General features: G+C 59.5%; 28 protein-coding genes. 17 read left to right on the top strand and 11 right to left on the bottom strand.

All coding sequences use genetic code 11. The annotated features are described in order from the left end of the window. Nucleotides 1-192 precede the first annotated feature (192 nt). Nucleotides 193-663, top strand: coding sequence for a DUF1289 domain-containing protein (locus tag CKW26_RS03105; RefSeq protein ID WP_064117650.1), 471 nt, complete (start codon nucleotides 193-195; stop codon nucleotides 661-663). Nucleotides 664-750: 87 nt separating this feature from the next. On the opposite strand, the gene CKW26_RS03100 is transcribed toward CKW26_RS03105, so the two are convergent. After that, the gene (locus CKW26_RS03100) at nucleotides 751-1,614 is read right to left on the bottom strand and encodes a universal stress protein (RefSeq protein ID WP_095047458.1); all 864 of its coding nucleotides are present in this window, start codon (nucleotides 1,612-1,614) and stop codon (nucleotides 751-753) included. A 159-nt stretch (nucleotides 1,615-1,773) separates the two neighbouring features. Here CKW26_RS03100 and CKW26_RS03095 point away from each other — a divergent pair, with 159 nt between their 5' ends. The 3 genes from CKW26_RS03095 to CKW26_RS03085 all read left to right on the top strand — a co-directional run bounded on the left by CKW26_RS03095 (nucleotide 1,774) and on the right by CKW26_RS03085 (nucleotide 4,589). Continuing rightward, entirely contained in the window at nucleotides 1,774-2,382 is a 609-nt protein-coding gene (locus CKW26_RS03095; protein ID WP_095047457.1) for a tRNA-(ms[2]io[6]A)-hydroxylase, read from the top strand. A gap of 212 nt (nucleotides 2,383-2,594) precedes the next feature. Continuing rightward, on the top strand, nucleotides 2,595-3,302 hold the full coding sequence (locus CKW26_RS03090) for a winged helix-turn-helix domain-containing protein (protein ID WP_095047456.1): 708 nt from the start codon (nucleotides 2,595-2,597) through the stop codon (nucleotides 3,300-3,302). Beyond that, complete coding sequence (locus tag CKW26_RS03085; RefSeq protein WP_095047455.1) at nucleotides 3,303-4,589, top strand: ATP-binding protein; 1,287 nt, start codon at nucleotides 3,303-3,305, stop codon at nucleotides 4,587-4,589. 162 nt (nucleotides 4,590-4,751) lie between these two features. Here CKW26_RS03085 and CKW26_RS03080 read toward each other — a convergent pair whose 3' ends face one another. Next, nucleotides 4,752-5,240 (bottom strand): GFA family protein, encoded by a 489-nt coding sequence (locus CKW26_RS03080; protein WP_095047454.1) that lies wholly within the window; start codon nucleotides 5,238-5,240, stop codon nucleotides 4,752-4,754. Between the two features lie 138 nt (nucleotides 5,241-5,378). Here CKW26_RS03080 and glsB point away from each other — a divergent pair, with 138 nt between their 5' ends. After that, nucleotides 5,379-6,287, top strand: a complete 909-nt coding sequence (gene glsB / locus CKW26_RS03075) for a glutaminase B (RefSeq protein ID WP_007911001.1) — start codon at nucleotides 5,379-5,381, stop codon at nucleotides 6,285-6,287. A gap of 199 nt (nucleotides 6,288-6,486) precedes the next feature. Continuing rightward, nucleotides 6,487-7,989 (top strand): aldehyde dehydrogenase family protein, encoded by a 1,503-nt coding sequence (locus CKW26_RS03070; RefSeq protein WP_095047453.1) that lies wholly within the window; start codon nucleotides 6,487-6,489, stop codon nucleotides 7,987-7,989. A gap of 122 nt (nucleotides 7,990-8,111) precedes the next feature. Here the strand turns inward: CKW26_RS03070 and CKW26_RS03065 are convergent, their stop codons facing one another. The 3 genes from CKW26_RS03065 to cynS form a co-directional block, all read right to left on the bottom strand. After that, complete coding sequence (locus tag CKW26_RS03065; protein WP_077573391.1) at nucleotides 8,112-8,771, bottom strand: carbonic anhydrase; 660 nt, start codon at nucleotides 8,769-8,771, stop codon at nucleotides 8,112-8,114. 12 nt (nucleotides 8,772-8,783) lie between these two features. After that, nucleotides 8,784-9,020: a DUF2790 domain-containing protein gene (locus CKW26_RS03060; RefSeq protein ID WP_095047452.1), complete on the bottom strand. Its 237-nt coding sequence runs from the start codon at nucleotides 9,018-9,020 to the stop codon at nucleotides 8,784-8,786. A gap of 80 nt (nucleotides 9,021-9,100) precedes the next feature. After that, entirely contained in the window at nucleotides 9,101-9,568 is a 468-nt protein-coding gene (cynS, locus tag CKW26_RS03055) for a cyanase (protein WP_093437115.1), read from the bottom strand. 120 nt (nucleotides 9,569-9,688) lie between these two features. Between cynS and cynR the strand changes: the two genes are divergently transcribed. Then, complete coding sequence (gene cynR / locus CKW26_RS03050; RefSeq protein WP_095047451.1) at nucleotides 9,689-10,576, top strand: transcriptional regulator CynR; 888 nt, start codon at nucleotides 9,689-9,691, stop codon at nucleotides 10,574-10,576. A 333-nt stretch (nucleotides 10,577-10,909) separates the two neighbouring features. Here the strand turns inward: cynR and CKW26_RS03045 are convergent, their stop codons facing one another. The 3 genes from CKW26_RS03045 to CKW26_RS03035 form a co-directional block, all read right to left on the bottom strand. Continuing rightward, nucleotides 10,910-11,239, bottom strand: a complete 330-nt coding sequence (locus CKW26_RS03045; RefSeq protein WP_093437124.1) for a hypothetical protein — start codon at nucleotides 11,237-11,239, stop codon at nucleotides 10,910-10,912. 510 nt (nucleotides 11,240-11,749) lie between these two features. Then, on the bottom strand, nucleotides 11,750-12,253 hold the full coding sequence (locus CKW26_RS03040; protein ID WP_095047450.1) for a GNAT family N-acetyltransferase: 504 nt from the start codon (nucleotides 12,251-12,253) through the stop codon (nucleotides 11,750-11,752). 48 nt (nucleotides 12,254-12,301) lie between these two features. After that, entirely contained in the window at nucleotides 12,302-14,245 is a 1,944-nt protein-coding gene (locus CKW26_RS03035; protein ID WP_095047449.1) for a DNA topoisomerase III, read from the bottom strand. A 277-nt stretch (nucleotides 14,246-14,522) separates the two neighbouring features. Between CKW26_RS03035 and CKW26_RS03030 the strand changes: the two genes are divergently transcribed. Further along, nucleotides 14,523-15,929 (top strand): serralysin family metalloprotease, encoded by a 1,407-nt coding sequence (locus CKW26_RS03030; RefSeq protein WP_095047448.1) that lies wholly within the window; start codon nucleotides 14,523-14,525, stop codon nucleotides 15,927-15,929. 290 nt (nucleotides 15,930-16,219) lie between these two features. Beyond that, nucleotides 16,220-16,588 carry a DUF427 domain-containing protein gene (locus CKW26_RS03025; protein WP_093437143.1) on the top strand — a complete coding sequence of 123 codons (369 nt, stop codon included), beginning with the start codon at nucleotides 16,220-16,222 and terminating at the stop codon, nucleotides 16,586-16,588. Nucleotides 16,589-16,643: 55 nt separating this feature from the next. Here CKW26_RS03025 and CKW26_RS03020 read toward each other — a convergent pair whose 3' ends face one another. Both CKW26_RS03020 and CKW26_RS03015 read right to left on the bottom strand, forming a co-directional pair. Then, entirely contained in the window at nucleotides 16,644-18,266 is a 1,623-nt protein-coding gene (locus tag CKW26_RS03020; protein WP_095047447.1) for an MFS transporter, read from the bottom strand. 170 nt (nucleotides 18,267-18,436) lie between these two features. Then, on the bottom strand, nucleotides 18,437-20,083 hold the full coding sequence (locus CKW26_RS03015; protein ID WP_095047446.1) for a GMC family oxidoreductase: 1,647 nt from the start codon (nucleotides 20,081-20,083) through the stop codon (nucleotides 18,437-18,439). A gap of 133 nt (nucleotides 20,084-20,216) precedes the next feature. On the opposite strand from CKW26_RS03015, the gene CKW26_RS03010 reads away from it, so the two are divergent. The 7 genes from CKW26_RS03010 to arsH all read left to right on the top strand — a co-directional run bounded on the left by CKW26_RS03010 (nucleotide 20,217) and on the right by arsH (nucleotide 25,077). Further along, nucleotides 20,217-21,122 carry a LysR family transcriptional regulator gene (locus tag CKW26_RS03010; RefSeq protein WP_095047445.1) on the top strand — a complete coding sequence of 302 codons (906 nt, stop codon included), beginning with the start codon at nucleotides 20,217-20,219 and terminating at the stop codon, nucleotides 21,120-21,122. A gap of 74 nt (nucleotides 21,123-21,196) precedes the next feature. After that, nucleotides 21,197-21,649 carry a GNAT family N-acetyltransferase gene (locus tag CKW26_RS03005; RefSeq protein ID WP_095047444.1) on the top strand — a complete coding sequence of 151 codons (453 nt, stop codon included), beginning with the start codon at nucleotides 21,197-21,199 and terminating at the stop codon, nucleotides 21,647-21,649. Beyond that, the gene (locus CKW26_RS03000) at nucleotides 21,639-22,070 is read left to right on the top strand and encodes a VOC family protein (protein ID WP_095047443.1); all 432 of its coding nucleotides are present in this window, start codon (nucleotides 21,639-21,641) and stop codon (nucleotides 22,068-22,070) included. Before CKW26_RS03005 ends, CKW26_RS03000 begins: the two co-directional genes overlap by 11 nt. Nucleotides 22,071-22,218: 148 nt before the next feature. Next, nucleotides 22,219-22,566 carry a metalloregulator ArsR/SmtB family transcription factor gene (locus CKW26_RS02995; protein WP_095047442.1) on the top strand — a complete coding sequence of 116 codons (348 nt, stop codon included), beginning with the start codon at nucleotides 22,219-22,221 and terminating at the stop codon, nucleotides 22,564-22,566. Nucleotides 22,567-22,589: 23 nt separating this feature from the next. Then, the gene (locus CKW26_RS02990; protein ID WP_095047441.1) at nucleotides 22,590-23,873 is read left to right on the top strand and encodes an arsenic transporter; all 1,284 of its coding nucleotides are present in this window, start codon (nucleotides 22,590-22,592) and stop codon (nucleotides 23,871-23,873) included. 28 nt (nucleotides 23,874-23,901) lie between these two features. Further along, a complete protein-coding gene (locus CKW26_RS02985) occupies nucleotides 23,902-24,372 on the top strand; it encodes an arsenate reductase ArsC (protein WP_095047440.1) in 471 nt (156 codons plus the stop codon). A 9-nt stretch (nucleotides 24,373-24,381) separates the two neighbouring features. Next, the gene (gene arsH, locus CKW26_RS02980; protein ID WP_095047439.1) at nucleotides 24,382-25,077 is read left to right on the top strand and encodes an arsenical resistance protein ArsH; all 696 of its coding nucleotides are present in this window, start codon (nucleotides 24,382-24,384) and stop codon (nucleotides 25,075-25,077) included. Nucleotides 25,078-25,106: 29 nt separating this feature from the next. Here arsH and CKW26_RS02975 read toward each other — a convergent pair whose 3' ends face one another. Then, complete coding sequence (locus CKW26_RS02975; RefSeq protein ID WP_095047438.1) at nucleotides 25,107-26,033, bottom strand: universal stress protein; 927 nt, start codon at nucleotides 26,031-26,033, stop codon at nucleotides 25,107-25,109. Here CKW26_RS02975 and CKW26_RS02970 point away from each other — a divergent pair. Continuing rightward, the gene (locus CKW26_RS02970; protein ID WP_095047437.1) at nucleotides 26,032-26,247 is read left to right on the top strand and encodes a hypothetical protein; all 216 of its coding nucleotides are present in this window, start codon (nucleotides 26,032-26,034) and stop codon (nucleotides 26,245-26,247) included. The two genes, CKW26_RS02975 and CKW26_RS02970, sit on opposite strands and share 2 nt — an antisense overlap. Nucleotides 26,248-26,281 lie beyond the last annotated feature (34 nt).

Raw genomic sequence — 26,281 nt, 5'->3', positions numbered from 1 at the left:
CTTAAAAGGCTGGCTGATTCTACGGCAAAAAAAATTTAAAGGTAAGTCGGGCTCTATTGGACTTTCGTGGCAATGCGCGTGGCCAGGGCAAACGCCGCGCGTGGCTGTGACCCTGAAGTTTGAGGGGTGATCAATGCCCGACAAAGGGCTAACATGCCGACCTGTTCCGCGTTTCAGTGTTTTACCTATCTTATGCCCAATCAGACCATCAAGACCCCCTGCGTCGGCCTCTGCTCCACTGTTTACGGTGATCTGGTGTGCCGTGGCTGTAAGCGTTTCCACCACGAAGTGATCCACTGGAATGGCTACAACGAGGAAGAAAAACGTGCGGTATGGTTGCGTCTGGAGCAATTGCTGTCACAAGTGATGGCGGCCAAGGTCGAGATTTTCGATTCGGCGCGCCTGCGCGAGCAACTCGAGCAGCGCAAGATCCGCTTCGTGCCGCATCAGTCGGAATATTGCTGGGCGTATCAGCTGATTGCCCGTGGGGCGCGGGTGATCATTAATCTGGAAGCGTACGGGATGGTGTTGCTGCCGGAGTTTCGCGACTGGAACCTGCCGGAATTGCGCGATGCCATTGATCGGGAATTCTTCCTGCTGTCGGAAGCGCACTACCAGCGCTACATCGCCCCGGGCTTTCTGAAAGACGCCTTCGGCGCCTGAAGGTCAAAAGATCGCAGCGTGCCGCAGCTCCTACATGGGAATGCGTTCTACCTGTAGGAGCTGCCGAAGGCTGCGATCTTTTGATCTTTAATGTTTCACCGCCAACTCCACCAGATGATCCTCAACCTCCTGCGGTTTGAGCACCAACACATCACTTTCCAGCGCATCCAGCACCACTTCCGCGGTATTGCCGATCAGCGCCCCTGATAACCCGGTGCGCGCCACCGTGCCAATCACGGTCACCGCCGCTTGCAGCTTGTGCGCCATGAACGGAATCAAAACGTCCGCCGGGCCTTCCTCGATGTGCAGATGCTCATCATCGACATCGAATTCCGCCTGAAACGCTCGACATTGCTCGCGATAACGCGCCTCGATGGTTTCGCTCAGTTGCAGCGTCGGGTCTGCAGCCGACAGCATCGGTGATGGATGCGCAGCGATCACATGCAGATGCGCCTTGGCCAGGCTGGCGATGTCGTAGCCATGATCAATGATCGTCGTGTGCAAATGCCGATGTTCACCATCGGCATTGCCCACGTCCACGGCTGCCAGAATCACCTTGTCCTTCCACGAACCGGCGGTTTTCACCAGCAGCACCGGGGTAGGGCAGTGGCGCAGGAGCTTCCAGTCCGCCGGGGTCAGCAGGGCTTTTTTCAGTGAGCTGTCGGGGAAGTGCTGCTTGATCACCAAACCGCAGCCCTCGGCCTGCTGCACCTCGATGATGGTTTCATGCAGGCTCTCGTTCCACGCCTGTTCGGTGGTCACGCTGTAGCCGTCGGCCACTAGTGCGGCTTTGAGCACACCGAGCATGCCGGCGTGGTCGTGCTTCTTGTCGCACACCAGCAGGTGCAGATGGGCCTGGGTTACGCCGGCGATCAATTTGGCGCGCTTGAGCGCCAGGCTTTCCGAATGTTCGGGTTCGATGACCACCAGAATGCTGCGAATGGCTTGCATGAGCGGAGTCTCCAGCAAAGAAAAGGCACGGCGTTGCACAACTATAGTTGCTGTCCGATCGTGCGCGACTTGATGCATATCAACGCCAGCCGCTGGTGGTCTGCGGACAGGCCGGTATAATCGGCGCCCTTCGCTCGAACACCTTTTACCGTGAGCCCCATGATCCTTCCCGAAATCCACGAATTCCTTGGCTGCCGCACCCCCGACGCCTGGGTTCAGGCTGCACTGGCCGATCAGGAAACCCTGCTGATCGACCACAAGAACTGTGAGTTCAAGGCTGCCAGCACCGCCCTGAGCCTGATTGCCAAGTACCATTCCCACGTCGACCTGATCAACATGATGTCGCGTCTGGCCCGGGAAGAACTGGTGCACCACGAGCAGGTCATGCGCATCATGAAGCGGCGCAAGATCGAACTGCGCCAGCTCCACGCCGGTCGTTACGCTTCGGGCTTGCGCAAGGTAGTGCGCAGCCACGAGCCGGTGAAGCTGGTGGATACGCTGGTGGTCGGCGCGTTTATCGAAGCACGCAGTTGCGAGCGTTTCGAAGCACTGGTGCCGCATTTGGACGAAGAACTCGGCAAGTTCTACTTTGGCCTGCTGAAAAGCGAGGCGCGGCATTTTCAGGGTTATCTGAAACTGGCCTATCAATACGGCGATGCGAAGGATATTGCTCAGGTCATCGAGAAAGTCCGCGCCGCCGAGCAGGAACTGATCGAGTCGCCGGATGAAGAATTCCGCTTCCACAGCGGTGTGCCTGTCGCGGCATAACCCTGTTCGAAAAAACAACGTCAAAATATCGCAGCCTTCGGCAGCTCCTACATTTGGAATGCGTTTCCCTGTAGGAGCTGCCGAAGGCTGCGATCTTTTGCGTTTGAATGTTAAAAACTCTTAAGAGTATGAAACATTACCGATAACGGACCTCCGCCTGCGATTGCCGCCATAATGCCGACCACTTCACACATGGGCGGCACACGGTCGTTATGGAAAACCTGGGTTTTGGCAAACTCCTGCTGGTGGAAGACGATGAGCGCCTCGCCGCGCTGATCGCCCACTTTCTCGAACAACACGGCTACGAGGTGCGCACGGTGCATCGCGGTGATCTGGCCGTGGCTGCCTTTCTCGAGTTCAAACCGAAAGTCGTGGTGCTCGACCTGATGTTGCCGGGGCAGAGCGGTTTGCACGTGTGCCGCGAGATTCGCAGTGTATCGGACACGCCGATCGTGATTCTGACGGCCAAGGAAGATGACCTCGACCATATCCTCGGTCTGGAGTCCGGCGCCGATGACTACGTGATCAAACCGATCAAGCCACCGGTATTGCTGGCCCGGCTGCGAGCGCTGCAGCGGCGGCAGGTGCCGGATAGCAATGTCGTCAGTTTTCTGCAGTTCGGCCAGTTGAGCGTCGACCGCAGTTGCCGTGAAGTGCGGCTGGCGGGCGAGGTCATTGAAATGACCACCATGGAATTCGAGCTGCTGTGGTTGCTGGCCAGCGCGGCGGGCAAGGTGCTGTCGCGGGATGACATTCTCAATCGCATGCGCGGGATTGCCTTCGACGGGCTCAATCGCAGCGTCGACGTGTACATCAGCAAATTGCGCAACAAGCTCAAAGACAATCCCCGCGAGCCGATGTGCATCAAAACCGTGTGGGGCAAGGGGTATCTGTTCAATCCGTTCGCGTGGGAGCTGTAGATGCTGCGGTTATTTCTCGGGCTGTTTCTGGTCATGACGATAGGTCTGGTGCTGGCGCTGCAAACGGTCGAGCGTACTTTTGATGCCTTGCTCGATTATCAGATGCAGGACTACAACCGTGAGGCCGTGCGCGGCCAGGCCTGGACGCTGGGCCAGCAGCTGCGCGACCTCGACAGACCGGCCCGGGAACAACAGCTGGAAACGATCCGCCCGCATTACGGTTTGGGGCTGACGCTGGTCGACGCCTCTGAACTGGCCCTGAGCAACGAGGAAAAAGCCGAGCTGGCCAAAGGGCTGCTGGTGATCCGCGACAAGTACAACCAGTACATTTCTGCGATTGACGAGGGGCCGCAGTTGCTCAGCATCCGATTGCCGGCCGAGCCGAGCCTGATGCCGTTCTACATCGCCAGTGCCTACCTGATGATTGCCGTGTTGATCGGCATCGTCCTGTTTTTCTGGGTGCGCCCGCACTGGCGCGATCTGGAAAAACTGCGCCTGGCCGCCGAGCGTTTCGGCGATAACGACCTGTCGGTGCGCATTCAATTGTCGAAACGCTCGAACATTCGCGATCTGGCCGAACACTTCAATCTGATGGCGGCGCGCATCGAAGGGCTGATCGCCAATCAGCGTGAGCTGACCAATGCCGTGTCTCACGAACTGCGCACGCCGATTGCGCGGCTGTCGTTTGAACTCGACCAGCTTAAGCAACAGCCGGACGCCAGCCAGAACCGCGAGCTGATTGCCGACATGTACGCCGACCTTGGTGAACTGGAGGAGATGGTGTCCGAGCTGCTGACCTACGCCAGCCTTGAGCGCGGCGCGACGGTGATCAAGCGCGAAAACATCCAGGCTGCCAATTGGCTTGATAGCGTGGTTGGCAGCGTGGCGCTGGAGGCCGAAGCGGCGGGGGTGCAGTTGCTGATCGCGGATTGCCGGATCGACACAGTGCGCATCGAACCGCGATTCATGGCGCGGGCGGTGATCAATCTGCTGCGCAACGCGATTCGTTATGCCGAACAGCGGGTGGAAGTGACGCTGGAACGCACGGGCGATTATTACCAGGTGCGGGTTAACGACGATGGGCCGGGGGTGCCGGTGGACGGGCGCGAGAAAATCTTTGAACCGTTTTCGCGGCTGGATGCCAGTCGCGATCGCCGCACCGGCGGGTTTGGTTTGGGCCTGGCGTTGGTGCGACGGGTCTCGCAGTCCCATGGCGGGCAGGTTGAGGTGGGCGATTCGCCCTGGGGTGGGGCGTCGTTTCGCATGACCTGGGCGCATCTGGATTGAATGCGTTGCCCTGTGCCGCCCCCTTCGCGAGCAGGCTCGCTCCCACAAATGGAATGCGTTCTCCTGTGGGAGCGAGCCTGCTCGCGAAAGCGTCGGGTCAGTCAGCATGGGTGTGCCTATCCACCGCTATCGCGAGCAGACTCACTCCTATAGGGGCACTGTTCAGCGGGTCAAGCCGAGGCGCTCATGCCACTGGGCAATCGATTCTTCGGGATATTCGTCAAATTGCTGGTCCTTGGGTTTCACCTCGACTTCCACCCAGGTTGCTTTCGAACCGAGCATCAGATGCGTATGTTCCGGCGGCACCGGCAACGGCGTGTCGATGGCCGAGGCAAACGGGTGGATCAGTTCCGGCCATTCCGGGCTGAACAGCCACAAGCCGCTGCCGCACAGTGAACAGAAATGTCGTTCGGCGCTGCTGCGATGGGCGCGCTGGTCGCCTTCGTCTTTCATCTTCGCGTGGTAAATGCTGATGTGTTTGCGCCCGCGCACCTTGAGGCTGGTCGCGTCGCCGCCAAGGTTGATCGCACAACCGCCACCGCCCTGAGTCTTGCGACAGATCGAGCAATAGCAGCGTTGATAAGGGTAGGGATGGGCGCTGGTGAGACTGAACGTGACCTCGCCACAATGGCAGGAGCCTTCGAGTTGCATGGTTGCTCTCCCGTTTTTGAATGTGCGGTTGAGCCTAGAACATTCAGTGCGATGGCGGCCGGTGTGATTCGACGGGCGGGCGCAGCGTCTAGCCCCAGTGTCCCCGCAATCCCATGGGGCGAGACTTCGGAACCCGGCATGCAAGCGCTGTTGAACGAGATTCTTGACGCTGTCCGCCCGTTGATCGGGCAGGGCAAGGTGGCTGACTACATTCCTGCCCTCGGCACCGTGCCGGCCAATCAGCTGGGCATCGCCGTGTACGGCAACGACGGCGAGATGTATTGCGCCGGTGACGCCGAGACGCCGTTCTCGGTGCAGAGCATTTCCAAGGTGTTCAGCCTGGTGCAGGCGATCGATCATTCCGGCGAAGCGATCTGGGAACGCCTCGGACACGAGCCGTCCGGGCAACCGTTCAACTCGCTGGTGCAGCTGGAATTCGAGCGCGGTCGGCCACGCAACCCGTTCATCAATGCCGGCGCGCTGGTGATCTGCGACATCAACCAGTCGCGCTTTGCTGCACCAACCCTGTCGATGCGCGATTTCGTCCGCCGACTGTCAGGCAATCCGCAGATCATGATCGACGGCAAAGTCGCCGACTCCGAATACCAACACCGTGCGCGCAATGCAGCGATGGCGTATCTGATGCAGTCGTTCGGCAACTTTCACAACGACGTCGAAGCGGTGTTGCGCAGCTATTTCAGCCACTGCGCGTTGCGCATGAACTGCATTGATCTGGCGCGGGCGTTCTGCTTTCTGGCCAACGACGGTTTCTGCAAACACAGCGGCGAACAGATCCTCACGCGTCGGCAAACCCAACAGGTCAACTCGATCATGGCTACCAGCGGCTTGTATGACGAAGCGGGCAACTTCGCTTATCGCGTTGGCTTGCCGGGCAAGAGCGGTGTCGGCGGCGGGATTGTCGCGGTGGTGCCGGGGCAGTTCACGGTGTGCGTGTGGTCGCCAGAATTGAATGCGGCGGGGAATTCGTTGGCGGGCATGGCGGCGCTGGAGATGCTTAGCGCGCGGATTGGCTGGTCAGTCTTCTGACCTGATCACACAGACACCACAAAACCCTGTGGGAGCTGGCTTGCCAGCGATGAGGGTCTGTCAGTCACTATAAATTGACTGAACCACCGCTATCGCTGGCAAGCCAGCTCCCACAGGTTTCTTAAGTGTTTGAAGAGGTGTATTTCATCGAGTAATCCGCTACATTTTCCGGCCGCTCCCTGCATGGTGAATCCGCTTCATGTCTCTCGCGCTCGAACGTCTAGTCGCTGGCACGCCGATCCCTTTCGCTGGTAACCGCGTCACCGTGGTCAGCCCCGAACTGGCCGCGCGCTTTCAGCCCGGAGACCATCTGCTGGTGGAGCAGGTCAGTGGCGAGTTGCTGTTGATTCCCGTGGCGGATCAGCAAGCGGCGTCCGTGGCGATCGAACGTGCGGCAGCGGCATTCACTGCGTTGTCGGCGGTGTCCGATGAGGCCATCAGCCAGTTTTTCGACCTGTTTGCGCAACGTCTGGAAACCCCTGCGTGCTGGGCACACATCGAAACCGCCAACCGCGCGGACATCGAACGGGCCAAGGCGCGCGGTCGTTCCACCACCCGATTGCTCGCCGATGAGCGCATGCGTGGCGACATGATCGCCGGTCTGCGCGCCTGGCGAGATGCCGCAGCCACGCGCGGTAAAGTCATCAGCAGCGTCGAGCACGACGGCTGGAAGGTCGAGCAAGTGGTTTCGCCGTTGGGCATCGTCGCGTTTGTCTTTGAAGGCCGGCCGAACGTGTTCGCCGACGCAGCCGGTGTCTTGCGCACTGGCAACACCGCCGTGCTGCGCATTGGCAGCGATGCGTTGGGCACCGCGCAAGCCATCGTCACTCATGCGTTGAACCCGGCGCTGGCCGATGCCGGTCTGCCGGCCGGCGCGGTGTCGTTGGTGGAAAGCGTCAATCATGCCGCCGGTTGGGCGATGTTCGCTGACCGGCGTTTGTCGCTGGCGGTGGCGCGCGGTTCGGGGCGTGCGGTCAGTCAATTGGGCAGCATTGCCCAGCAGGCCGGCACCGCCGTCAGCCTGCACGGCACGGGAGGTGCGTGGTTGATCGCTGATCGTGATGCGGATGCCCAACGTTTCGCCGCCGTGGTGCGCAACTCGCTGGATCGCAAAGTCTGCAATACGTTGAACGTCTGCCTGATCCAGCGTGATCGCGCGGCGGAACTGGTGCCGTTGTTTCTTGAGGCATTGCAACAGGCCGGCACCGCGCGTGGTCAGGGTTGCAAACTGCACATCGTCGAAGGCAGCGAAAGTTGCTTGCCGAGCGAGTGGCAGAACGCGACGGTCGAGGTCTATCGCGCTGAGGGCTATCAGACCGAAGCACTGGCCGAACCCTTGGCAGAGTCCGAGTTGGGCCGCGAGTGGGAGTGGGAAGAAACCCCGGAAGTCAGCCTGATGATCGTTGACGATCTGGATCATGCGATTGCGCTGTTCAACCGCTACAGTCCGCAATTTACCGTGTCGTTGATCAGCGAGGATGCGCAGGTTCAGGAGCGCTTTTACAACGCGGTCAACGCGCCGTTCGTGGGCAACGGCATTACTCGTTGGGTCGATGGGCAGTACGCGCTCAACAAACCAGAGTTGGGGCTTTCGAACTGGGAGAGTGGGCGCTTGTTTGCGCGCAGTGCGATTCTTTCGGGGGATGGCGTGTTCACTGTTCGTAGCCGCATGACCCAAGTAGACCTCACGGTAAAACGCTGATCTGGCGGACAATGATCGTTCCCACGCTCCAGCGTGGGAACGCAGCCCGTGACGCTCCGCGTCACTGGACGCAGAGCGTCCCCTGAGGCATTCCCACGCAGAGCGTAGGCACGATCAGTTGCTCAGGCGGCGTGGGTGGTTTGTGCATGAATCGCGCAAGTCGCCGGCTGTTCAGCCAGCGGCACAAACGTGCGGCGGTCGGCGGACAGCGCATCGATCGAGCCGGTCTCGATGTCATACACCCAGCCATGCAGATTCAGCAGGCCTTTCTCCTGAGCCAGACGTACGCTCGGGTGGGTCTGAATGTTCGCCAGTTGCGCGATCACGTTTTCGCGCACCATCGAACTCAATTTCGCCGCGTCATTGGCATGCGGCCGCGCTTCATTCACCACTTTTGCCGACTCGGCATGCTGCAGCCAGCCACTGACGGCGGGCAGGTGATCCATGCATTTGCACTGGGCAATCGCGGTCATCGCGCCGCAGTCCGAATGGCCGCAGATCACAATGTCGGTCACGCCGAGCACCGCCACCGCATATTCCACCGTTGCCGAAACCCCGCCCGGATGCGGGCTGTAGGACGGCACGATATTGCCGGCATTACGGATCACGAACAGCTCGCCGGGTTCTTGTTGAGTCAATAATTCTGGCACTACACGGCTGTCGGAACAGGTGATGAACAAGGTGCCGGGCTGTTGCGTGGTCGCCAGGTGTTTGAACAGTTCGGTGCGTTGCGGAAACGCTTCGTTCTGGAATTTCAGGAAGCCATCAATCAGGTTTTTCATGGTGTTGTCCTCTTAGTTCGAGCAACCACTGCCGAATTCGCTGTATTGAAGAACGTGTTTGCCACCGTGGCTGTCCAGATACGTCATCTCCACCGGCACCACGCCACACACATCGGCAACCGGGGTAATGTTCAGCACTTGGGCGATATCCATCTGCATGCCATAGCGGTAGGCAACGGCCTCGTCAGCGGCAGATGCCTGGACGGAAAAGCCGCCGAGCAGGGCCAGGATCAGTAGAATTTTTTGCATGGGGCAGCCTCCAGACGCAGTGGTGACGGGTAACCATTTGGGGTGGGTTGGCCCGCACGCAGGGTGCGGGCCGGTGCGGATCAGAACGGACGCAGGGGCAGGAACTTGCCGTCGAGGGTGACCACAGCGCGGGAGCCGCCTTCCGGATCTTCAACTTTCTTGATGTCGAGCTTGAAGTTGATCGCGCTGATGATGCCGTCGCCGAACTGTTCGTGAACCAGGGCCTTGAGGGTGGTGCCGTAGATCTGGATCATCTCGTGGAAGCGGTAGATGGTCGGGTCGGTCGGCACGCCGCTGAGGCTGCCACGCAGCGGGATGATCTGCATCGCCGCGACGTCTTCAGCGCTCAGTTCCAGCTTGTCACCGACCACTTGGGCGGCGTTTTCCGGCAGCGGGTGCTGACCGAGCAGGGCAGCGGTGACGTACGCCAGGCTCAGGCCGGTGTCGTCGGCGAGATCCTGCCACGACAGATCTTTGCGTGCCTTGGCGTCGAGAATGCGGGTGGTCAGGGCCAGGCTGGTGTCGTTGTAGGCGTGGGACTGTTGCATGGTGTCACTCCTTTCAGGGGTTGGCTTGCTGTGTGGGATTGATCTTCTGCCGATTCATCCATAGCGTCCAAGACCGATATACAATGCTTGGCATAAGTCCTGCCTATAGATGGTGTTCCCATGCTGCTGCGACATTTGCGTTACCTGCTGGCCGTTGCCGATCACGGCGGCTTTACCCGTGCCGCCGAGGCATTGCATGTTTCACAGCCGACCTTGTCGCAGCAGATTCGCCAACTGGAAGAGACACTGGGGGTCAATCTGTTTGATCGCACCTCGCGGACGGTCAAACCCACCGATGCTGGCGAGGCCTACATCGAATGCGCGCGACGGGTGCTGGTGGAGCTGGAGGCGGGCAAGCGCGCGTTGCATGACGTGAAGGATTTGTCTCGCGGGACGTTGCGTCTGGCGATGACACCGACGTTCATGGCGTACCTGGTCGGACCGTTGGTGCGCGACTTTGCCGCGCGCTATCCGGGGATTCATTTGCAGATTTTCGAGCTGTCGATGGACGACATCGAGGCGGGGTTAGCGGATGATTCGCTGGATATTGCGATTGCGTTTACGCCGGTGCGCAATGCTGATATCGAATGCATTCCGGCGTTTACCGAAACGTTGGGGATCATGGTCGGGCGTGAGCACCCGCTGTATGACAGCCACTCGTTACTGACGTCGGAAGATATTGCTTCACTGGATTTCGCCTTGTTGGCGCCGGACTTCATCACGCGGTTATCGGTGGATGAATATTTCCGTCAGCACGCAATTACGCCGCAGGTGCGGATTGAGGTGAATTCGGTGAGTACGTTGCTGGAAGTGGTGCGGCACTCACCGCTGGCGACGATGCTGCCGCAGGCGATTGCGACGGAGGATCGGGCATTGCGCCGGTTGCGCGTGGATAGCGAGGCGCCGCAGCGTGGAGCGGCGTTGTTGCGGCGGCGCAATAATTATCACAGTGCGGCGGCGGTGGCGTTTGTGGAATTGGTGTTGGGCATGGGAAGCCCCTCACCCTAACCCTCTCCCAGTGGGAGAGGGAACTGACCGAGTTGCTTGGGCGATTTACGCCGACCTGAGAAACCTGAGCCGAACTCTGGTTCTGAAAGCACCATAAATCGGCTCCCTCTCCCTCGGCAGAGGGGACTGACCGAGGTGTTTGTGCGATTTACGCCGACCTGAAAGTTTTGAGCCGAACTAAAATTTTGCGCGCAGCACAAATCGGCTCCCTCTCCCTCGGGAGAGGGCTGGGGTGAGGGGCTACAATTCCAGTCACGCCAAATCAATGCAAGCGAACAAAAAAAGGCCTGCTTCCTTTAAGGAAGCAGGCCTTTCAATTATTTAATTACTAGCTCAGCAGAACCGATCAATCACCCGAACTTCATTCTTATTCTGCATCGAATCCCACGCCTGTTTCAGCGTTTGCAGAACATTCCCGATGAAGTCCTTGTCGGCCGCGGCTTTCTTGCCAACATAACCGTGGCCGCGGCGGTACATCTTCAAGCGGGCCAGCAGGTTCTGATGATTGCGGTCGAACTCGTCTTCGTCAGCATGGGTCGCCAGGCAGTCGATATGCACCTGACCCGACTTGCTGATCCAGAGAATATGGCTGTCATGGCTGTCTTTCTGCGCAGCGAACATACGAGCCAGTTCTTCGATAGTAGGTTGATTGTTCAGATTCATGATATTGCCCCTTGACCAGTCTGGTGATCTTTCAAAGTTGATTCGCTAATACAGGTAGCCCATCGGTTAGTTGATCCCTGGCACCGAAACCAGGACGTCAGCGCTCGCCCGTGTGAAGTACGGGGTCGTGCATCTGTTGCATGTAGTCGTGTTGAATAACTGCTACGCAATAGCGTCACAACGAGGAGAAGCAGCGAAAACCGGGAGGCTCCTTGACGACATTTACCGTGTCGACCACAAGCGTCTTGAGAATTTTCGCCAGCGCTTCTCGTCCTTGTACTGGACGTTCAGGCCAGGTCAGCTTCTTCAATCTGCCTTGTGGGCAGCGTGTATCCGGAAAAAACAACTCGGCGGTCAGACGAGTTTGCTCAAGCGTGTTACCGATGTTCCCGATCGGGGAACGTCTTCATCATGCAAAAGCAAAACGACGCCGTCAACGGTTTTGTAGTGATTATTTTTGCTCACTACATATTGTCGGACAAAGCTGTTTTGGAATGAGAAAGAATCCGTTCAGGCAACGGAAAAAGGCGTTCGCAGCACGTAGAAGGTGCACGGATAGCCGTCCACTTCACGCTGCTGCAGGGTGAAGTGGCCGTCGCTCAATAAAGGAATCAGCCTGGCCCAGAAGCGCTGTGCCGGCAGGTTGGCGTCGATATGGAAAATCTGCCATTGACCGGGGATGCGGCTCAAGAGGGCAGAGACGACAAACTGCGCGACGCCTTGGCCACGAAAGCGTCGGGCGATGAAGAAGTAGCCGATGTTGTGTTCGGCCCCGGCGATGTGGATTTCGTTATCGACGGTCACGAAACCGGCGAGTTCGCCATTGACGCGAATCAGGAACGGTTGGGTGGTCGGGTGACGCCAATAGCCGATTTTCGGCTGGATCGAGAAAAAACCGTGCTCGGCGAGCTTCAGCGGCAGCCATTCGCTGAAGTCGTACATGTAGAACTGCATGAGGTTTTCGATGATATCCAGCTCATCGCGCTGAGCGGGGTGCAGTTCGATATTGGCCATGCGCAGGGTTCCTGAAAGTGCTGAGCCTTGCAGAAACACTAGCGGGTTTTATTTGCCTGACGGTTTCGCTGTGCGTTTTGTCGTACCCGTGGTTTTGCTGCGGGTCGATTTGCGTTTTTTCTTCCACGGGGCCGCCGCTTTACCGGCTGGTGGCGGGCCGCTGATGGTCAGGCTGAGACTGGAACAGCGCGTCACCTGTTTGCTCATCCACGCTGCCTGTTTGGTGACGAACTCTTCCAGACTCATTTCGCCATTTTGCACCATGTCCAGCGCCTGCTCCCAGATGGCCGTGGTGCCGGGGTCGGCAATTGCGCGGGGCACCGCGTCGATCAGGCTGAACGCCGCCGGGGTAGCGGCGAGGGCCTTGCCGTTTTTCACCAGATAGCCACGGTCAAGCAAGCCCTGAATGATCGAGGCGCGGGTCGCTTCTGTGCCGATCCCGGTGGTGTCCTTGAGCTTCTGTTTGAGCAGCGGATCTTCCACCAGTTTGGCGACGTTTTTCATCGCCTTGATCAGATCGCCTTCGGTGTAGGGTTTGGGCGGTTGCGTCCACAGATCCTTGAACTTGACGTCAGCCACCGCGCACTCAACGCCTTGCGTAAGTGCCGGCAAGGTTTGCGGTACCGGTGCCTCGCGGCCCTTGGCCGCTGCCAGCGCCTCGGGCAGTGCGCGTTTCCAGCCCGGTTCGATGATCTGCTTGCCGACCGCACGCAACGCTTCACCAGCGCAATCGAAATCGGCCTGGGTGCGATCGTATTCGTGATTGGGCAGGAACTGCGCCAGATAGCGCGCACGTATCAGTGTGTAGACCGCGCGGTGTTTGCCGGTCAGGCGCTCTAGATTCTTCGCTGCAGCGGTGGGAATGATGCCGTGGTGCGCGCTGACCTTGGCGTCGTTCCACGCGCGGGATTTGCGTTGCGGCTCCAGAAACCCGTTGAGCGCCTCAAGGCCCGGATCGGCCTGACGCAGCGCGGCGAGAATCCCCGGCGCCTCACTGTGCTGGCTCAGCGGCAAATAACCGCAATCACTGCGTGGATACGTGACGACTTTGTAGGTTTCGTAGAGAGCCTGGGCGATGTCGAGGGTTTCCTGCGCGCCGAGGCCGAGTTTCTTCGAGCAGACTTCCTGCAAAGTGCCGAGATCGAAGGGCAGGGGCGCCACCTCGCGCAGGCGCTCGGTTTTCAGTTTGACCACCCGGGCACTCGCAGCGCTGCTGATCGCAGCCGCCGCTTGCTGGGCCAACGCCTGATTCAGGCAGCGATCCTGATCGTCACAGGTATCCGACGGCGCACGCCACTGCGCAGTAAACGGTATGCCGTTGTGCAGCAGATCGACATCAATCGCCCAGAACGGCACTGGCACGAAATCGGCGATGCTGCGGTCACGATCCACCACCAGGCGCAAGGTCGGCGTCTGCACCCGGCCCACCGGCAACACGCCCTGATAACCCGATTGCCGACCCAGCAGCGTGAATAGCCGGCTCATGTTCATGCCGATCAGCCAGTCCGCCCGCGAGCGGCCCAGCGCCGAGTGATACAGGCTGAAGGTTTCGGCCCCCGGCTTCAATGCCGCCAGGGCTTTGCGGATCGAAGCTTCGTCCAGCGCCGACAGCCACAAACGCCGGATCGGCCCGCGATAGCGACAGTGCTCGACCAGTTCCCGGGCGATCATCTCGCCCTCACGGTCGGCGTCGGTGGCGATGATCAGCTCGCTGGCCTCGCCGAGCAGGCGTTTGACCGCTTTGTACTGGCTGGCGGTGCGCGGCTTGACGGTCATTTTCCACTTGTCCGGAATGATCGGCAAATCGGCCAGGACCCAGCGCTTGTAGCGGGGGTCGTAGGCGTCCGGCGGGGCGGTTTCGAGCAAGTGGCCGATGCACCAGGTCACCGTGACGTCTGTTCCCAGCCAGCAGCCGTCACCCCGACGCCTGGCGCCGAGCACGGCCGCAATGTCTTTGGCCTGAGAAGGTTTTTCACAGAGGTACAACCGCATAACCACCCACGTCGATCAAGGTCCGCACAGGTGCACAGAATGGCCGGACTTGGCGTCAGCAGCAACTTTTATCTGTATGGATATACAGATAAAAAGCATTGCAGCACATGACGGGTAATACAGGGACGCAGCCCGGGCTATCGAGAAATTGATTAGCCTGCGGTTTACACCTGTGTCAGGTTTTTCAGCGATTCAAACACGCGAGTGACAGGACGATCTCGCCAGAAGATCGCCGTGGTCTGTCGACACTGACTACTCAGAAACAAGGAAGTCCACCATGGCTCAAGCCAAATCGAAAACCAGCAGCGCCTTCGACGAAATCGATACCTTCAGCCACCTGTATGACCGTGGCGTCGGGCTGGTCAATGGCAAACCCTCATTCACCGCCGACCAGGCCGCTGACGAAATCCTGCGCAAAGGCCTGTCGTGGGGCGACAAGAACGCTGACGGCAAGATCGACCTCAGTTACAGCTTCCTGACCGAGAAACCGGCGAACTACAACGTCAAACTGGGCAACTTCAGCGAGTTCAGCGCCCAGCAAAAAGCTCAGGCCGTGCTGGCCATGCAATCCTGGGCCGATGTCGCCAACGTCACCTTCACTGAAGGCAAGGGCGGTGATGGCCACATGACCTTCGGTAACTATGATGTCAGCACCGGTGGCGCTGCGTTCGCTTACCTGCCGAGCGGCGGCAGCTATGACGGCCAGTCGTGGTATTTGATCAACGATCAGTATCAGGTCAACAAAACCCCGGACACCAACAATTACGGGCGTCAGACCCTGACCCACGAAATCGGCCACACCCTCGGCCTGTCGCACCCGGGCGCGTACAACGCCGGTAATGGCAACCCGACCTATAACGACGCCAAGTTCGCCGAAGACACCCGTGGCTACAGCCTGATGAGCTACTGGAGCGAAGCCAACACCGACCAGAACTTCAGCAAGGACGGCAGCGGCGCGTACGCCTCGGCGCCGTTGCTCGACGATATCGTCGCGGTGCAAAAGCTGTATGGCGCCAACTACGCGACCCGCGCCGATGACACCACTTACGGTTTCAACTCCAGCGCCGAGCGCGATTTCTACAGCGCCACTTCGGCCTCCTCCAAAGTGGTTTTCTCGGTGTGGGATGGCGGCGGTAATGACACCCTGGATTTCTCCGGCTTCAGCCAGAACCAGAAGATCAACCTCAATGAAGGCTCGTTCTCCGATGTTGGCGGTCTGGTCGGTAACGTGTCCATCGCGCACGGCGTGACCGTGGAAAATGCCATCGGCGGTTCAGGCAATGACCTGCTGATAGGCAACGCCGTTGCCAACGAGCTGGTCGGCGGTGCCGGTAATGACATCATTTACGGTGGTGGCGGTGGCGACACCTTGTGGGGTGGTGAAGGTGCGGATACTTTCGTGTTCGGTGCTGCCAGCGATTCAACTATGACTGCGCCGGACTGGATCATGGATTTCACCAGCGGCCTGGACAAGATCGACCTGTCGGGGATCGCCGGTTTCGCCACGGGCGCGGCGTCGCTGAATTTTGTCAGCGGTTTCACCGGGCATGCCGGCGATGCGATCCTGACTTACTTCGCGCAGACCAATCAGACCAGCCTGATGGTTGATCTGACGGGGCAGGGTTCGGTGGACTTTGCTGTGGGTGTGGTTGGGCAGGCGGTGGCGGCTGATATTGTGGCGTGATGCCTGGAGAGCGGCCCTCACCCTAACCCTCTCCCAGTGGGAGAGGGGACTGATTGGGGGATGCTACAGAAATACATCGACCTGTCAGCGCTTTGCCGAATCCATAATCGAAGTAGGACTTTTAGGTCGATGTTGAACGCAAAACAACACGGTAGGCTCCCTCTCCCTCTGGGAGAGGGCTGGGGTGAGGGGCTTTTGATGTTGAAGGGCCGTTCGGCTGCAAACCCACCCCAACCAGAACCAATGAGCTATACCTGAACCGGTCTCTTCGCCGTATCCAGGAGAACCCCATGAAAAGCTCCGGCCCTAGTCCCGTCATTGCCCTCGAACAACTTCCCGGCTGCCTGATAGTGAAATTCCACGGCATCCAGGTCGCGGCCTCGTCCCACGTACTGATCCTCAACGAAGCCAACTACCCGCCGGTCTATTACGTCCCCCGCGAAGACATCGACGAAAAGTATTTCGCCCGCACCGACCACACCAGTTATTGCCCGTACAAGGGCGACGCCAATTACTTCAGTCTGCAAGTGCCGGGGCATGAAGGGGCGAATGCGGTGTGGACTTATGAGAAACCGAAAATCTCGGTTGGTCCGATCAAGGACTACGTGGCGTTTTATCCGGATCAGGTGAAGTTCGAAGTGATCAAGGCTGATGCCTGAGCAAAAAAAACGGCGAGGGTCAAAGCCCTCGCCGATTGAGTTGTCAGGTTGAGTTTCAGTTCTTGTCGAGATCTATATTCTTCGTCTCACGCAAACAGATCATCCCCACCACCAGGCTCACCCCGGTAATCAGCACTGGATACCACAGCCCATAAAAGATGTCCCCGGTGTACACCACCAGCGCAAACGACACCGTCGGCAGAAACCCGCCAAACCAGCCGTTGCCGATGTGGTATGGCAGCGACATCGAGGTGTAGCGAATGCGTGTCGGGAACAGTTCGACCATCAGCGCCGCGAGCGGGCCGTAGCACATGGCCGAGATGATGATCAGCGCCACGATCAGGGCAACGATCATTGGCTTGTTGATCTGCTGCAAATCGGCCTGTTGCGGGTAGCCGGCCAGGGTGATCGCGCCGCGCAGTGCGGCCTCGTCGAAGCCATCGAGTTTGACGTCGCCGACGCTCACTTGCACGGCGCTGCCGGCCGGGGCGGCGGCGCTGGAGTAGGGCAGGCCCTGTTTGACCAGGAAGGTTTTGACCTTGTCGCACGGGCTGTCGAATTTGGCTTTGCCCACCGGGTCGAACTGAAAGGTGCAGGTCGCCGGATCCGCCAGTACGGTGATCGGTGCCTGACGGCTGGCCTGATCAATCGCCGGGTTGGCGTAGTGCGCGAGGGATTTGAAGATCGGGAAGTACAGCGCCGTGGCCAGCAGCAAGCCGAGCATCAGCACTGGTTTACGGCCGACCTTGTCCGACAGCCAGCCGAAAAAGATGAAGAACGGCGCGCCGATCACCACGCTGATGATCAGCAAGGTGTTGGCCACCGCCGGATCCATTTTCAGGAACTGGGTCAGGAAGAACAGCACGTAAAACTGCGCGGCGTAAAAGGTCACCGCTTGCCCGGCGTTGATGCTGAACAGGGCGATCAACACGACTTTGAGGTTTTCCCATTTGCCGAAGGATTCGCGGATCGGCGCTTTCGAGGTTTTGCCTTCCTCTTTCATTTTCAGATACGCCGGCGACTCGTGCAGGCTCAGGCGGATCCAGGTGGAAATGCCCAGCAGCACGATCGACAGCAGGAACGGAATACGCCAGCCCCACACCTCAAACTGATCGCCGGTGAAGTAGCGGCAACCGAGCACCACCAGCAGCGACAGCAACAGGCCGAGAGTGGCGGTGGACTGAATCCAGCTGGTGTGGAAACCGCGTTTGCCGATTGGCGCGTGTTCTGCCACATAAGTCGCAGCACCGCCGTATTCACCGCCGAGGGCCAGGCCCTGAAGCATGCGCAGCACCACCAGAATGATCGGTGCGGCGATGCCAATGCTGGCGTAGGTCGGCAGCAGGCCGACGCAGAAGGTCGCCACGCCCATCAGAATGATCGTCGCCAGAAAGGTGTATTTGCGCCCGATCATGTCCCCCAACCGACCGAACACCAGCGCCCCGAATGGCCGCACGATAAAGCCGGCGGCGAAGGCCATCAGCGCAAAGATGAACGCCGTGGTGTCGTTGACCCCGGCGAAAAACTGCTTGCTGATCACCGCCGCGAGGGCGCCATAGAGGAAGAAGTCATACCACTCGAACACCGTACCGAGTGATGAAGCGAAGATGACTTTGCGTGTATCCGGGCTGGTCTCCGCGCTGCGCACGGCGTCCAGCGGCTGAACGTGTTCTGACATATCGGTATCCCTCACAGTGATTGTTTTTGTTGTTCCACTGGTGTTGCGTGTCCGGGTGATGCCTTGAATTAAACGCGGTCCCTTGTAGGAGCTGCCGCAGGCTGCGATCTTTTGATCTTGCTTTTGATATGGAAAATCCAAAGTCAAAAGATCGCAGCCTTCGGCAGCTCCTACAGGGTTTGGGCCAGCTCCAATTTCGGGGTGCTGCTCCTGGTGTTGGGGTTGAGGATCAGTTGTGCCGCTTTCTCGGCAATCATCAGCGTAGGCGAACAGGTGTTGCCCGAGGTGATGCGCGGCATGATCGAGGCATCGGCGATGCGCAAACCGGGCACGCCGTGGACGCGCAGCTGTGCGTCGACCACCGCATCGCCGTCATTGCCCATGCGGCAGGTACCGACTGGATGGAAAATCGTCGTGCCGATCGTCGCCGCTGCTTGCTGCAATTGTTCTTCACTTTGCAGGTTGGCGCCGGGTAGGTACTCCACCGGTTTGTACGCTTGCAGGGCAGGGGCGCTGACGATGCGCCGGGTCAGGCGAATCGCATCAGCCGCGACGCGCAAATCCTCTGGATGACTGAGGTAGTTGGGTTGAATCAGCGGCGCTTCCTGTGGATCTGCCGAACGAATGTCGATGCGTCCACGACTCTGCGGACGCAAATCACACACCGACGCGGTAAACGCCGGAAAGCTGTGCAGCGGCTCGCCAAAACGCTCGAGCGACAGAGGCTGCACGTGATATTCCAGATTCGCCGAGGTCTGCTCCGGCCCCGAGCGCGCAAACGCGCCCAACTGACTCGGCGCCATCGACAGCGGCCCGCTACGGTCATACAGATAACGCAGGCCCATGCCCATCTTGCCCCACACGCTGCCAGCGATCTGGTTGAGAGTGCGGGCGTTTTCCAGTTTGTAGATCAGGCGCAATTGCAGGTGATCCTGCAGGTTGCCGCCGACGCCTGGCAGCTCATGAATCACGCCGATACCGAGGCGTTCGAGCAGTGGGCGCGGGCCAATCCCGGAGCGCTGCAAAATGCTTGGTGATCCGACCGCGCCGGCACACAGGACGATCTCCTTGCGCGCCTTGAACTGCTTGGTCTGACCTTCGTGGCGCGCACTGACTTTTGTTGCGCGACCGTCCTCTAGCAGCACACGATCCACCTCAACCCCGGTCAGCACTGTCAGATTGGCTCGGTCACGCACCGGTTTCAAAAACGCCTTCGCCGCGTTCCAGCGCACGCCGGATTTCTGGTTGACCTGAAAGTAGCCGCAACCCTCGTTGTCGCCCTGATTGAAGTCATCGATGCTGGCAATGCCGCTCTGTTCGGCGGCACTGCGAAAGGCATCCAGAATCGGCCACGACAGGCGCTGCTGTTCAACCCGCCATTCACCCTTGGCGCCATGAAATTCAGCCGCGCCGGCAAAGTGGTTTTCGCTTTGTTTGAACAGCGGCAGCACGTCGTTCCAGGCCCAACCCGGGTTGCCCTCGGCCGCCCAGCCATCGTAGTCGTTGGCCTGGCCGCGCATGTAGATCATGCCGTTGATGGACGAACAACCGCCCAGCACTTTACCGCGCGGATAGCTCAGCGCGCGGCCGTTGAGGCCCGGTTGTTCTTCGGTCTTGAAGCACCAGTCGGTGCGCGGGTTACCGATGCAGAACAGGTAACCGACAGGAATGTGAATCCACGCATAGTTGTCGCGCCCGCCGGCTTCGAGCAACAGCACGCTCTGCTGCGGATCTGCCGACAGCCGATTGGCCAGCAAACACCCGGCAGGGCCGGCGCCGACCACGATGTAGTCGTATTCATCGAGGGAAGTCTGCATTCCCTGACCTCGCTTTTTGTTTTTATTGTCGGACACTCTAGTTGTTAGCTTTCGTTAAAAGAATGTTAGTTTTTGCGCAGCCGCTGTGCGTTTTCAAACAGCGTGCATTGACCATAGCCGACAAGGACACGCCATGTTCGACTGGAACGACCTGCGGTTTTTTCTCGAGCTGCAACGCAGCGGCCGCCTGCTCACCGCCGCCCGCCGCCTCAACACCACCCACGCCACCGTCGCCCGCCATATCGAAGCCATCGAAAAAAGCCTCGGCACCGCGCTGTTCGTCCAGCACGCCCAAGGCTACGAAATGACCCCGGCGGGGGAGGCGCTGCTTAAACATGCTGAAGCGATGGAAAACGTTGCGTTGCTGGCGCAGGAAGAGATCACCCAATCCACTGCGCCACTGGGCAAGATTCGTGTTGGCGTCACCGAAGGGCTGGGCATCAAGTTTCTCGCCAGCCGGATGATCGGCTTGTTCGAGCGCTATCCGGGATTGGAAGTGGAACTGGTCGCGGTGCCGCGCTTTGTCAGCATCCTCAACCGTGAAGCGGAAATCAGCATTCACCTGGAGCGCCCGGCGGCGGACATGCTGGTCACGCGCAAGCTCACGGACTATCGCTTGGCGCTGTACGCCAGCCAGCGCTATCTCGATAAAGCCCCGCCCCTGCACAGCCGCGAGGACCTTGGGCGGCATGCGTGGATCGGTTATGTCGACGATTTGCTGTTCAGCCAGGAATTGATGTTTCTCAACAGTTTCTGTCGCAGCCCTCGGGTTGTGTTTCACAGCACCAGCGTCATCGCGCAGCAGGAGGCGGCGCGGTCGGGATTGGGCATTGCGGTGTTGCCTTGCTACATGGCCGAGTCTGATCCCGATCTGGTGCCGTTGCTGCCGGATGAAAGCATCGAGCGCAGCTACTGGATCAGTACGCGGCGCGAGTTGCACAAGTCGGTGCGGCTGCGGGTGGTCTGGGATTATGTGGTGGGGTTATGTGAAGCGGAGCAGGGGTTGTTGCTGGGCAGATCGCAGGCCGGCATCCGTTAATCCTTTTGGCTGTGCTGCTGTTGGCGCCGCTTTTGCTTGAATAGCTTCAAAGCCTTTGGCAATGGAGAGCAGCAATGAGGGAATGGCTTAGCGTTCGCGACATCAATGCGGACACCTTGAAGGCCATCAGTGACGGCGTCTTACGGCATGGCCGAGCCTTGTCTGAGGCTCGCGGCGGGCACGCTGAAGCCATCGCCTGTGCGCTGATGGAGGAGGGAACACTGATCGGCGGCGCTACCGGCAGAACCGAATTCCGGCGCCTGTTTGTCAATTACCTGTGGATCGACGCGCAATGGCGCGGAACCGGGCTGGGTACTCAGGCGTTGCACAAGCTTGAGGCGCTGGCCGTTGAAAGGGCGTGCGTGGATGCCTTGATCGAAACGCTGGATGACGACGTCGCCCGTTGGTACACCCGCTGCGGCTACCGATTGATCGCGCACGTGCCTGAGTACTGCGGCCCGTGGAGTCGTCATACGCTGTTGAAAACCCTTGGCGCAACCCAAGGAAATGCCGCCGATGACCAATAGCGATCTGGGCAGTACACCCAAAACCGGCAGGCTTCATCACGTTGAAATCAACGTCTCATCGCTGGAAGTCTCGCTGCGCTTTTGGCAGCCGTTGCTCTTGATGCTGGGTTATACGCAGCATCAAAACTGGCCCGCCGGGCGCAGCTTTATTCTCAACGGCACCTACCTGGTGTTCGTTCAGGCAAGCGATCTGCAACAGGGCTTTAACCGCCGGGGCGTGGGCTTGAATCATCTGGCGTTCCAGGCGGGTTCACAGGCGCAAGTGGATGAAATGGCGGATTGGCTGCGAACGTCCGGTTTTCGTCTTCTCTACGAGAGCGCCTATCCGCACGCCGGCGGCCCGGAGCACTACGCCCTCTACTGTGAGGATCCGGACAAGATCAAAGTAGAGATCGTCGCGCCGGTGGACACGCACCTGTAGTCCCGTTTGCAGGGCTGGCACGAATGACGTTGCGTGCGGCATTGAAGACTGTGCCTTCTACAGCGCTTTGGCAAAAAGGAAATTCTTGGGGTTGATTAATATATGGATATCCGTATATTCGAATTTCCATATGTACAGAGCCCATTCCATGATCACTCCCACCGAAGTCTTCAAGAGCCTCGCTGACGAAACCCGTGTCCGCGCCATGCTGCTCATTTCCGATCAAGGTGAACTCTGCGTCTGCGAGCTGATGTGTGCGCTCGACGACAGCCAACCGAAAATCAGCCGCCACCTCGCGCAACTGCGCAGCAATGGCTTGCTGCTCGATCGCCGTCAGGGCCAGTGGGTCTATTACCGGCTCAATCCGGAGCTGCCGGCGTGGGTGCGCGAGATTCTGCAAGTGACGTCCAAAGCCAACGCCGATTGGCTCAAGGACAACGCCGCCCGCCTGCAGAACATGGACGGGCGTCCGGTGCGCGAAGCCGCCTGCTGCTGAATCCGGATTTAGAGAGTTCTGACATGTTGCTGGCTTTCGCTGTTTTCGTCTTCACCCTCGTACTCGTCATCTGGCAACCCAAAGGATTAGGCGTCGGTTGGAGCGCCACGTTCGGTGCCCTGATCGCCCTGGCTGTCGGTGCCGTTTCGCTGCAGGACATTCCCACAGTGTGGGCCATCGTCTGGAACGCCACCGCCACGTTTATCGCGGTGATCATCATCAGCCTGCTGCTGGATGAAGCCGGCTTCTTTGAATGGGCGGCACTCCACGTTGCACGATGGGCAAAGGGCAGTGGTTATCGATTGTTCGCGTTCTGCGTGTTGCTCGGCGCGGCGGTGGCGGCGGTGTTCGCCAACGACGGTGCGGCGCTGATCCTCACACCCATTGTCATGTCGATGTTGCTGGCGCTGCGCTTTTCACCGGCGGCGACGTTGGCATTCGTCATGGCCGCCGGGTTTATTGCCGACACGGCCAGCCTGCCGCTGGTGGTATCAAATCTGGTCAACATCGTCTCCGCCGACTACTTCGGCTTGGGCTTTGCCGAATACGCATCGGTGATGGTGCCGGTGAGTCTGGTCAGTGTCGCGGCGACGTTGCTGGTGCTGTTTGTGTACTTCCGGCGCGATGTGCCACAGCGCTACCCGGTTGAGGCGCTTCAGGAACCCAAAGCAGCGATTCGCGACCACGCCACCTTCGTGGTCGGCGGCTGGACACTGCTGATACTGCTGGTCGGACTGTTCGCACTGGAACCGCTGGGGATTCCTGTCAGTGCCGTCGCGGCAGTGTGTGCGGCGATCCTTTTTGCGGTCGCTGCCAAGGGCCACAAGATCGCTACCCGACGGGTTTTGCGCGATGCACCGTGGCAGATCGTGGTGTTCTCGCTGGGCATGTATCTGGTGGTGTATGGCCTGAAGAATGCCGGGTTGACTGACCTGCTGGCCGTCGTCCTCGACCGCTTGGCCGAGCAAGGTTTATGGAGTGCCACCCTCGGCACTGGCCTGCTGTCCGCGCTGTTGTCATCGGTGATGAACAACATGCCCAGCGTGCTGATCGGTGCGCTGTCGATCCAGGCCAGCGACGCCCAAGGGCTCGTTCGCGAAGCGATGATCTACGCCAACATCATTGGCTGCGACCTCGGCCCGAAAATCACCCCCATCGGTAGCCTCGCCACGTTGCTCTGGCTGCATGTGCTGGAACGCAAAGGTCTGCGCATCACCTGGGGCTACTACTTCAAGGTCGGCATTCTGCTGACCCTTCCGGTTCTGTTGATCACTCTTTCGGCCCTGGCACTGCGCCTGAGCCTTTGATGTCCGCCAAAAGCGGTAGGAGCAATCCATGCGAGTTTTGTTCATGTGCACGGCCAACAGCTGCCGCAGCATCCTCTCTGAAGCCATGTTCAATCATCTGGCGCCAGCGGGATTCGAAGCGGTGAGTGCCGGCAGTTTTCCCAAAGGTCAGGTCTTGCCGCGCAGCCTGTCGACGCTGCAACAGGCCGGCATCGCCATTGATGGTTTGCACAGCAAAGGCAACGACGCTTTTGAAAGCAACCCGCCAGATATCGTCATCACCGTGTGCGACAAAGCCGCTGGCGAGACTTGCCCGGTGTATTTCGGCCCGGCGCTGAAATCCCACTGGGGGCTGGAAGATCCGTCCGAAGTGAAGGGCGACGAAGCCACTGTCGACGCGGCTTTTCACGCCACCCTTATGCGCATCGGCCAACGCTGTCAGGCCTTCCTCGATCTGCCTTTCCACTCGCTCAGCCGCGATCAACTCAAGGCTGAGCTCGACCGCGTCGGCACGCTTTAAGGAGGATTTATGTCCGAACTGCCCAACCTCGATCTCAATCTGTTCGATAACGCCAAACCGTCGCAAGCGGGCGCGCACAAACCGCGCATCCTGCTGCTCTACGGCTCGACCCGCGAACGCTCCTTCAGCCGTTTGCTGGTAGAGGAGGCCGCACGTCTGCTCGAACACTTCGGCGCCGAAACGCGCATCTTCAACCCATCCGGTCTGCCACTGCCCGACGACGTTCCAGTCGACCATCCCAAGGTGCAGGAACTGCGCGAGCTGGTGCTGTGGTCGGAAGGCCAGGTCTGGTGTTCGCCAGAACGGCACGGCGCGATGTCCGCCGTGTTCAAGGCGCAGATCGACTGGATCCCGCTGGAACTCGGCGCCGTGCGCCCGACTCAGGGTAAAACCCTGGCCGTAATGCAAGTCTGCGGTGGCTCGCAGTCGTTTAACGTGGTCAACCAGTTGCGCGTGTTGGGCCGCTGGATGCGCATGTTCACCATCCCCAACCAATCCTCGGTGCCGAAGGCCTACATGGAGTTCGACGACACCGGGCGGATGAAAGCGTCGCCGTTCTACGATCGTGTGGTGGATGTAATGGAAGAACTGGTGAAGTTCACCGTGCTGCTGCGTGATCAACAGGCGCATCTGGTCGACCGTTACTCCGAGCGCAAGGAAAGTGCCGAGCAATTGATGGCGCGGGTCAATCAGCGCTCGATCTGAGGCCGTCCCTCGGCGAGGGACGGCTGCGTTCAGTCGACCAGTACTTGCGGTGACACCACCCAGACGCTGCAGGGCATTTTGTACAGCAACTGTTCCACCGTGCTACCGATCAACCGACCGAGGCCGCGATGACCGATCCGGCCCATGACGATCACGTCGATGTCATAGGCATCGGCGTAGCTGCACAGCACTTTGGCCGGATTGCCCATGATCATGTGCTGGCGTTCCGGCGCGATGCCGTTGCGCTCGGCCAGTTCGCGGAATGCATCACCTTGCGCATCGAACAGGGTTTTCGCCTTGCCCGGGGTAAAAAACGTCGAGGCGTTGCCAAAACCGAACTCGTCGGCGCTGATCGATGACAGGTCGTAGGCGTAGATCACATCCAGTTCGGCATCGCAGAGGCTGGCCAGTTTCGCGGCCTCGCGCAGAATGCGGTCGTTGAAGTCAGCGTATTGCTCGTCGCGATGAAACGGATCAATCGCCGCGACGATCCGCCGAGGCCGGGCATGCTGAACATGGCTGACAAAGTGCAGCGGCACCCGGCATTCACGCAGCAAATGAACATCGAGCGGGGTGAACATCAATCGCGACATGAACGAGGCGTGCTGCAGATCCTTGATCAGCAGGGCCATCGGCTGCTCCTTGAGGTGAATCTGGATTTCACGCAACGGATTGTCGACCCACACCACTTCCGTGGTCACGGTCACGCCGAGGTGGCGCATGGGCCGGGCCTGGTCCTCCAGCCATTGGCGGTGGCGCTCGACATAACCCAGGCGCATCTGTTCCAGGGCCTGCTCGTTGACCAATCCGGCGGTCGCCAGCCCTTCGAGGTAATCGAATGCCACGATATGCAGCGCCGCACCCGATGCCTTGGCCAGGGCAGCGGCCCGATCGAACGCAGGGCTGTGTTTCATCAGCGGTGAAGCTACCAGCATGAAACGTGCTTGCTCGGACATGACGAATCTCCTGTGGGTAGCGGCATTGGCCGGCCAGACGCAACGGCGTCAGTTCATGTTGCTCCGTGCCGCCGGGCGCGGCTTGATCTTTGTCAATGACGCAGCCGAGCAACCCCCGCGCCCGACGGGCGGTAACGGCGGGCGCAATCCTGCATTGATTGATCGTTATCAACCTTGTGTCGGTCAGTTCGGCGCAGCCTTGGAAAGGTGCTGAACTCACTGCAAACACCTGCACAGGAGTCTTGATC

Source organism: Pseudomonas sp. Irchel s3h9, assembly GCF_900187475.1.
Classification (GTDB): domain Bacteria; phylum Pseudomonadota; class Gammaproteobacteria; order Pseudomonadales; family Pseudomonadaceae; genus Aquipseudomonas; species Aquipseudomonas neuropathica.
Note: the sequence above shows the minus strand (reverse complement) of the source record. Positions and strands in the feature narration are given on the sequence as shown.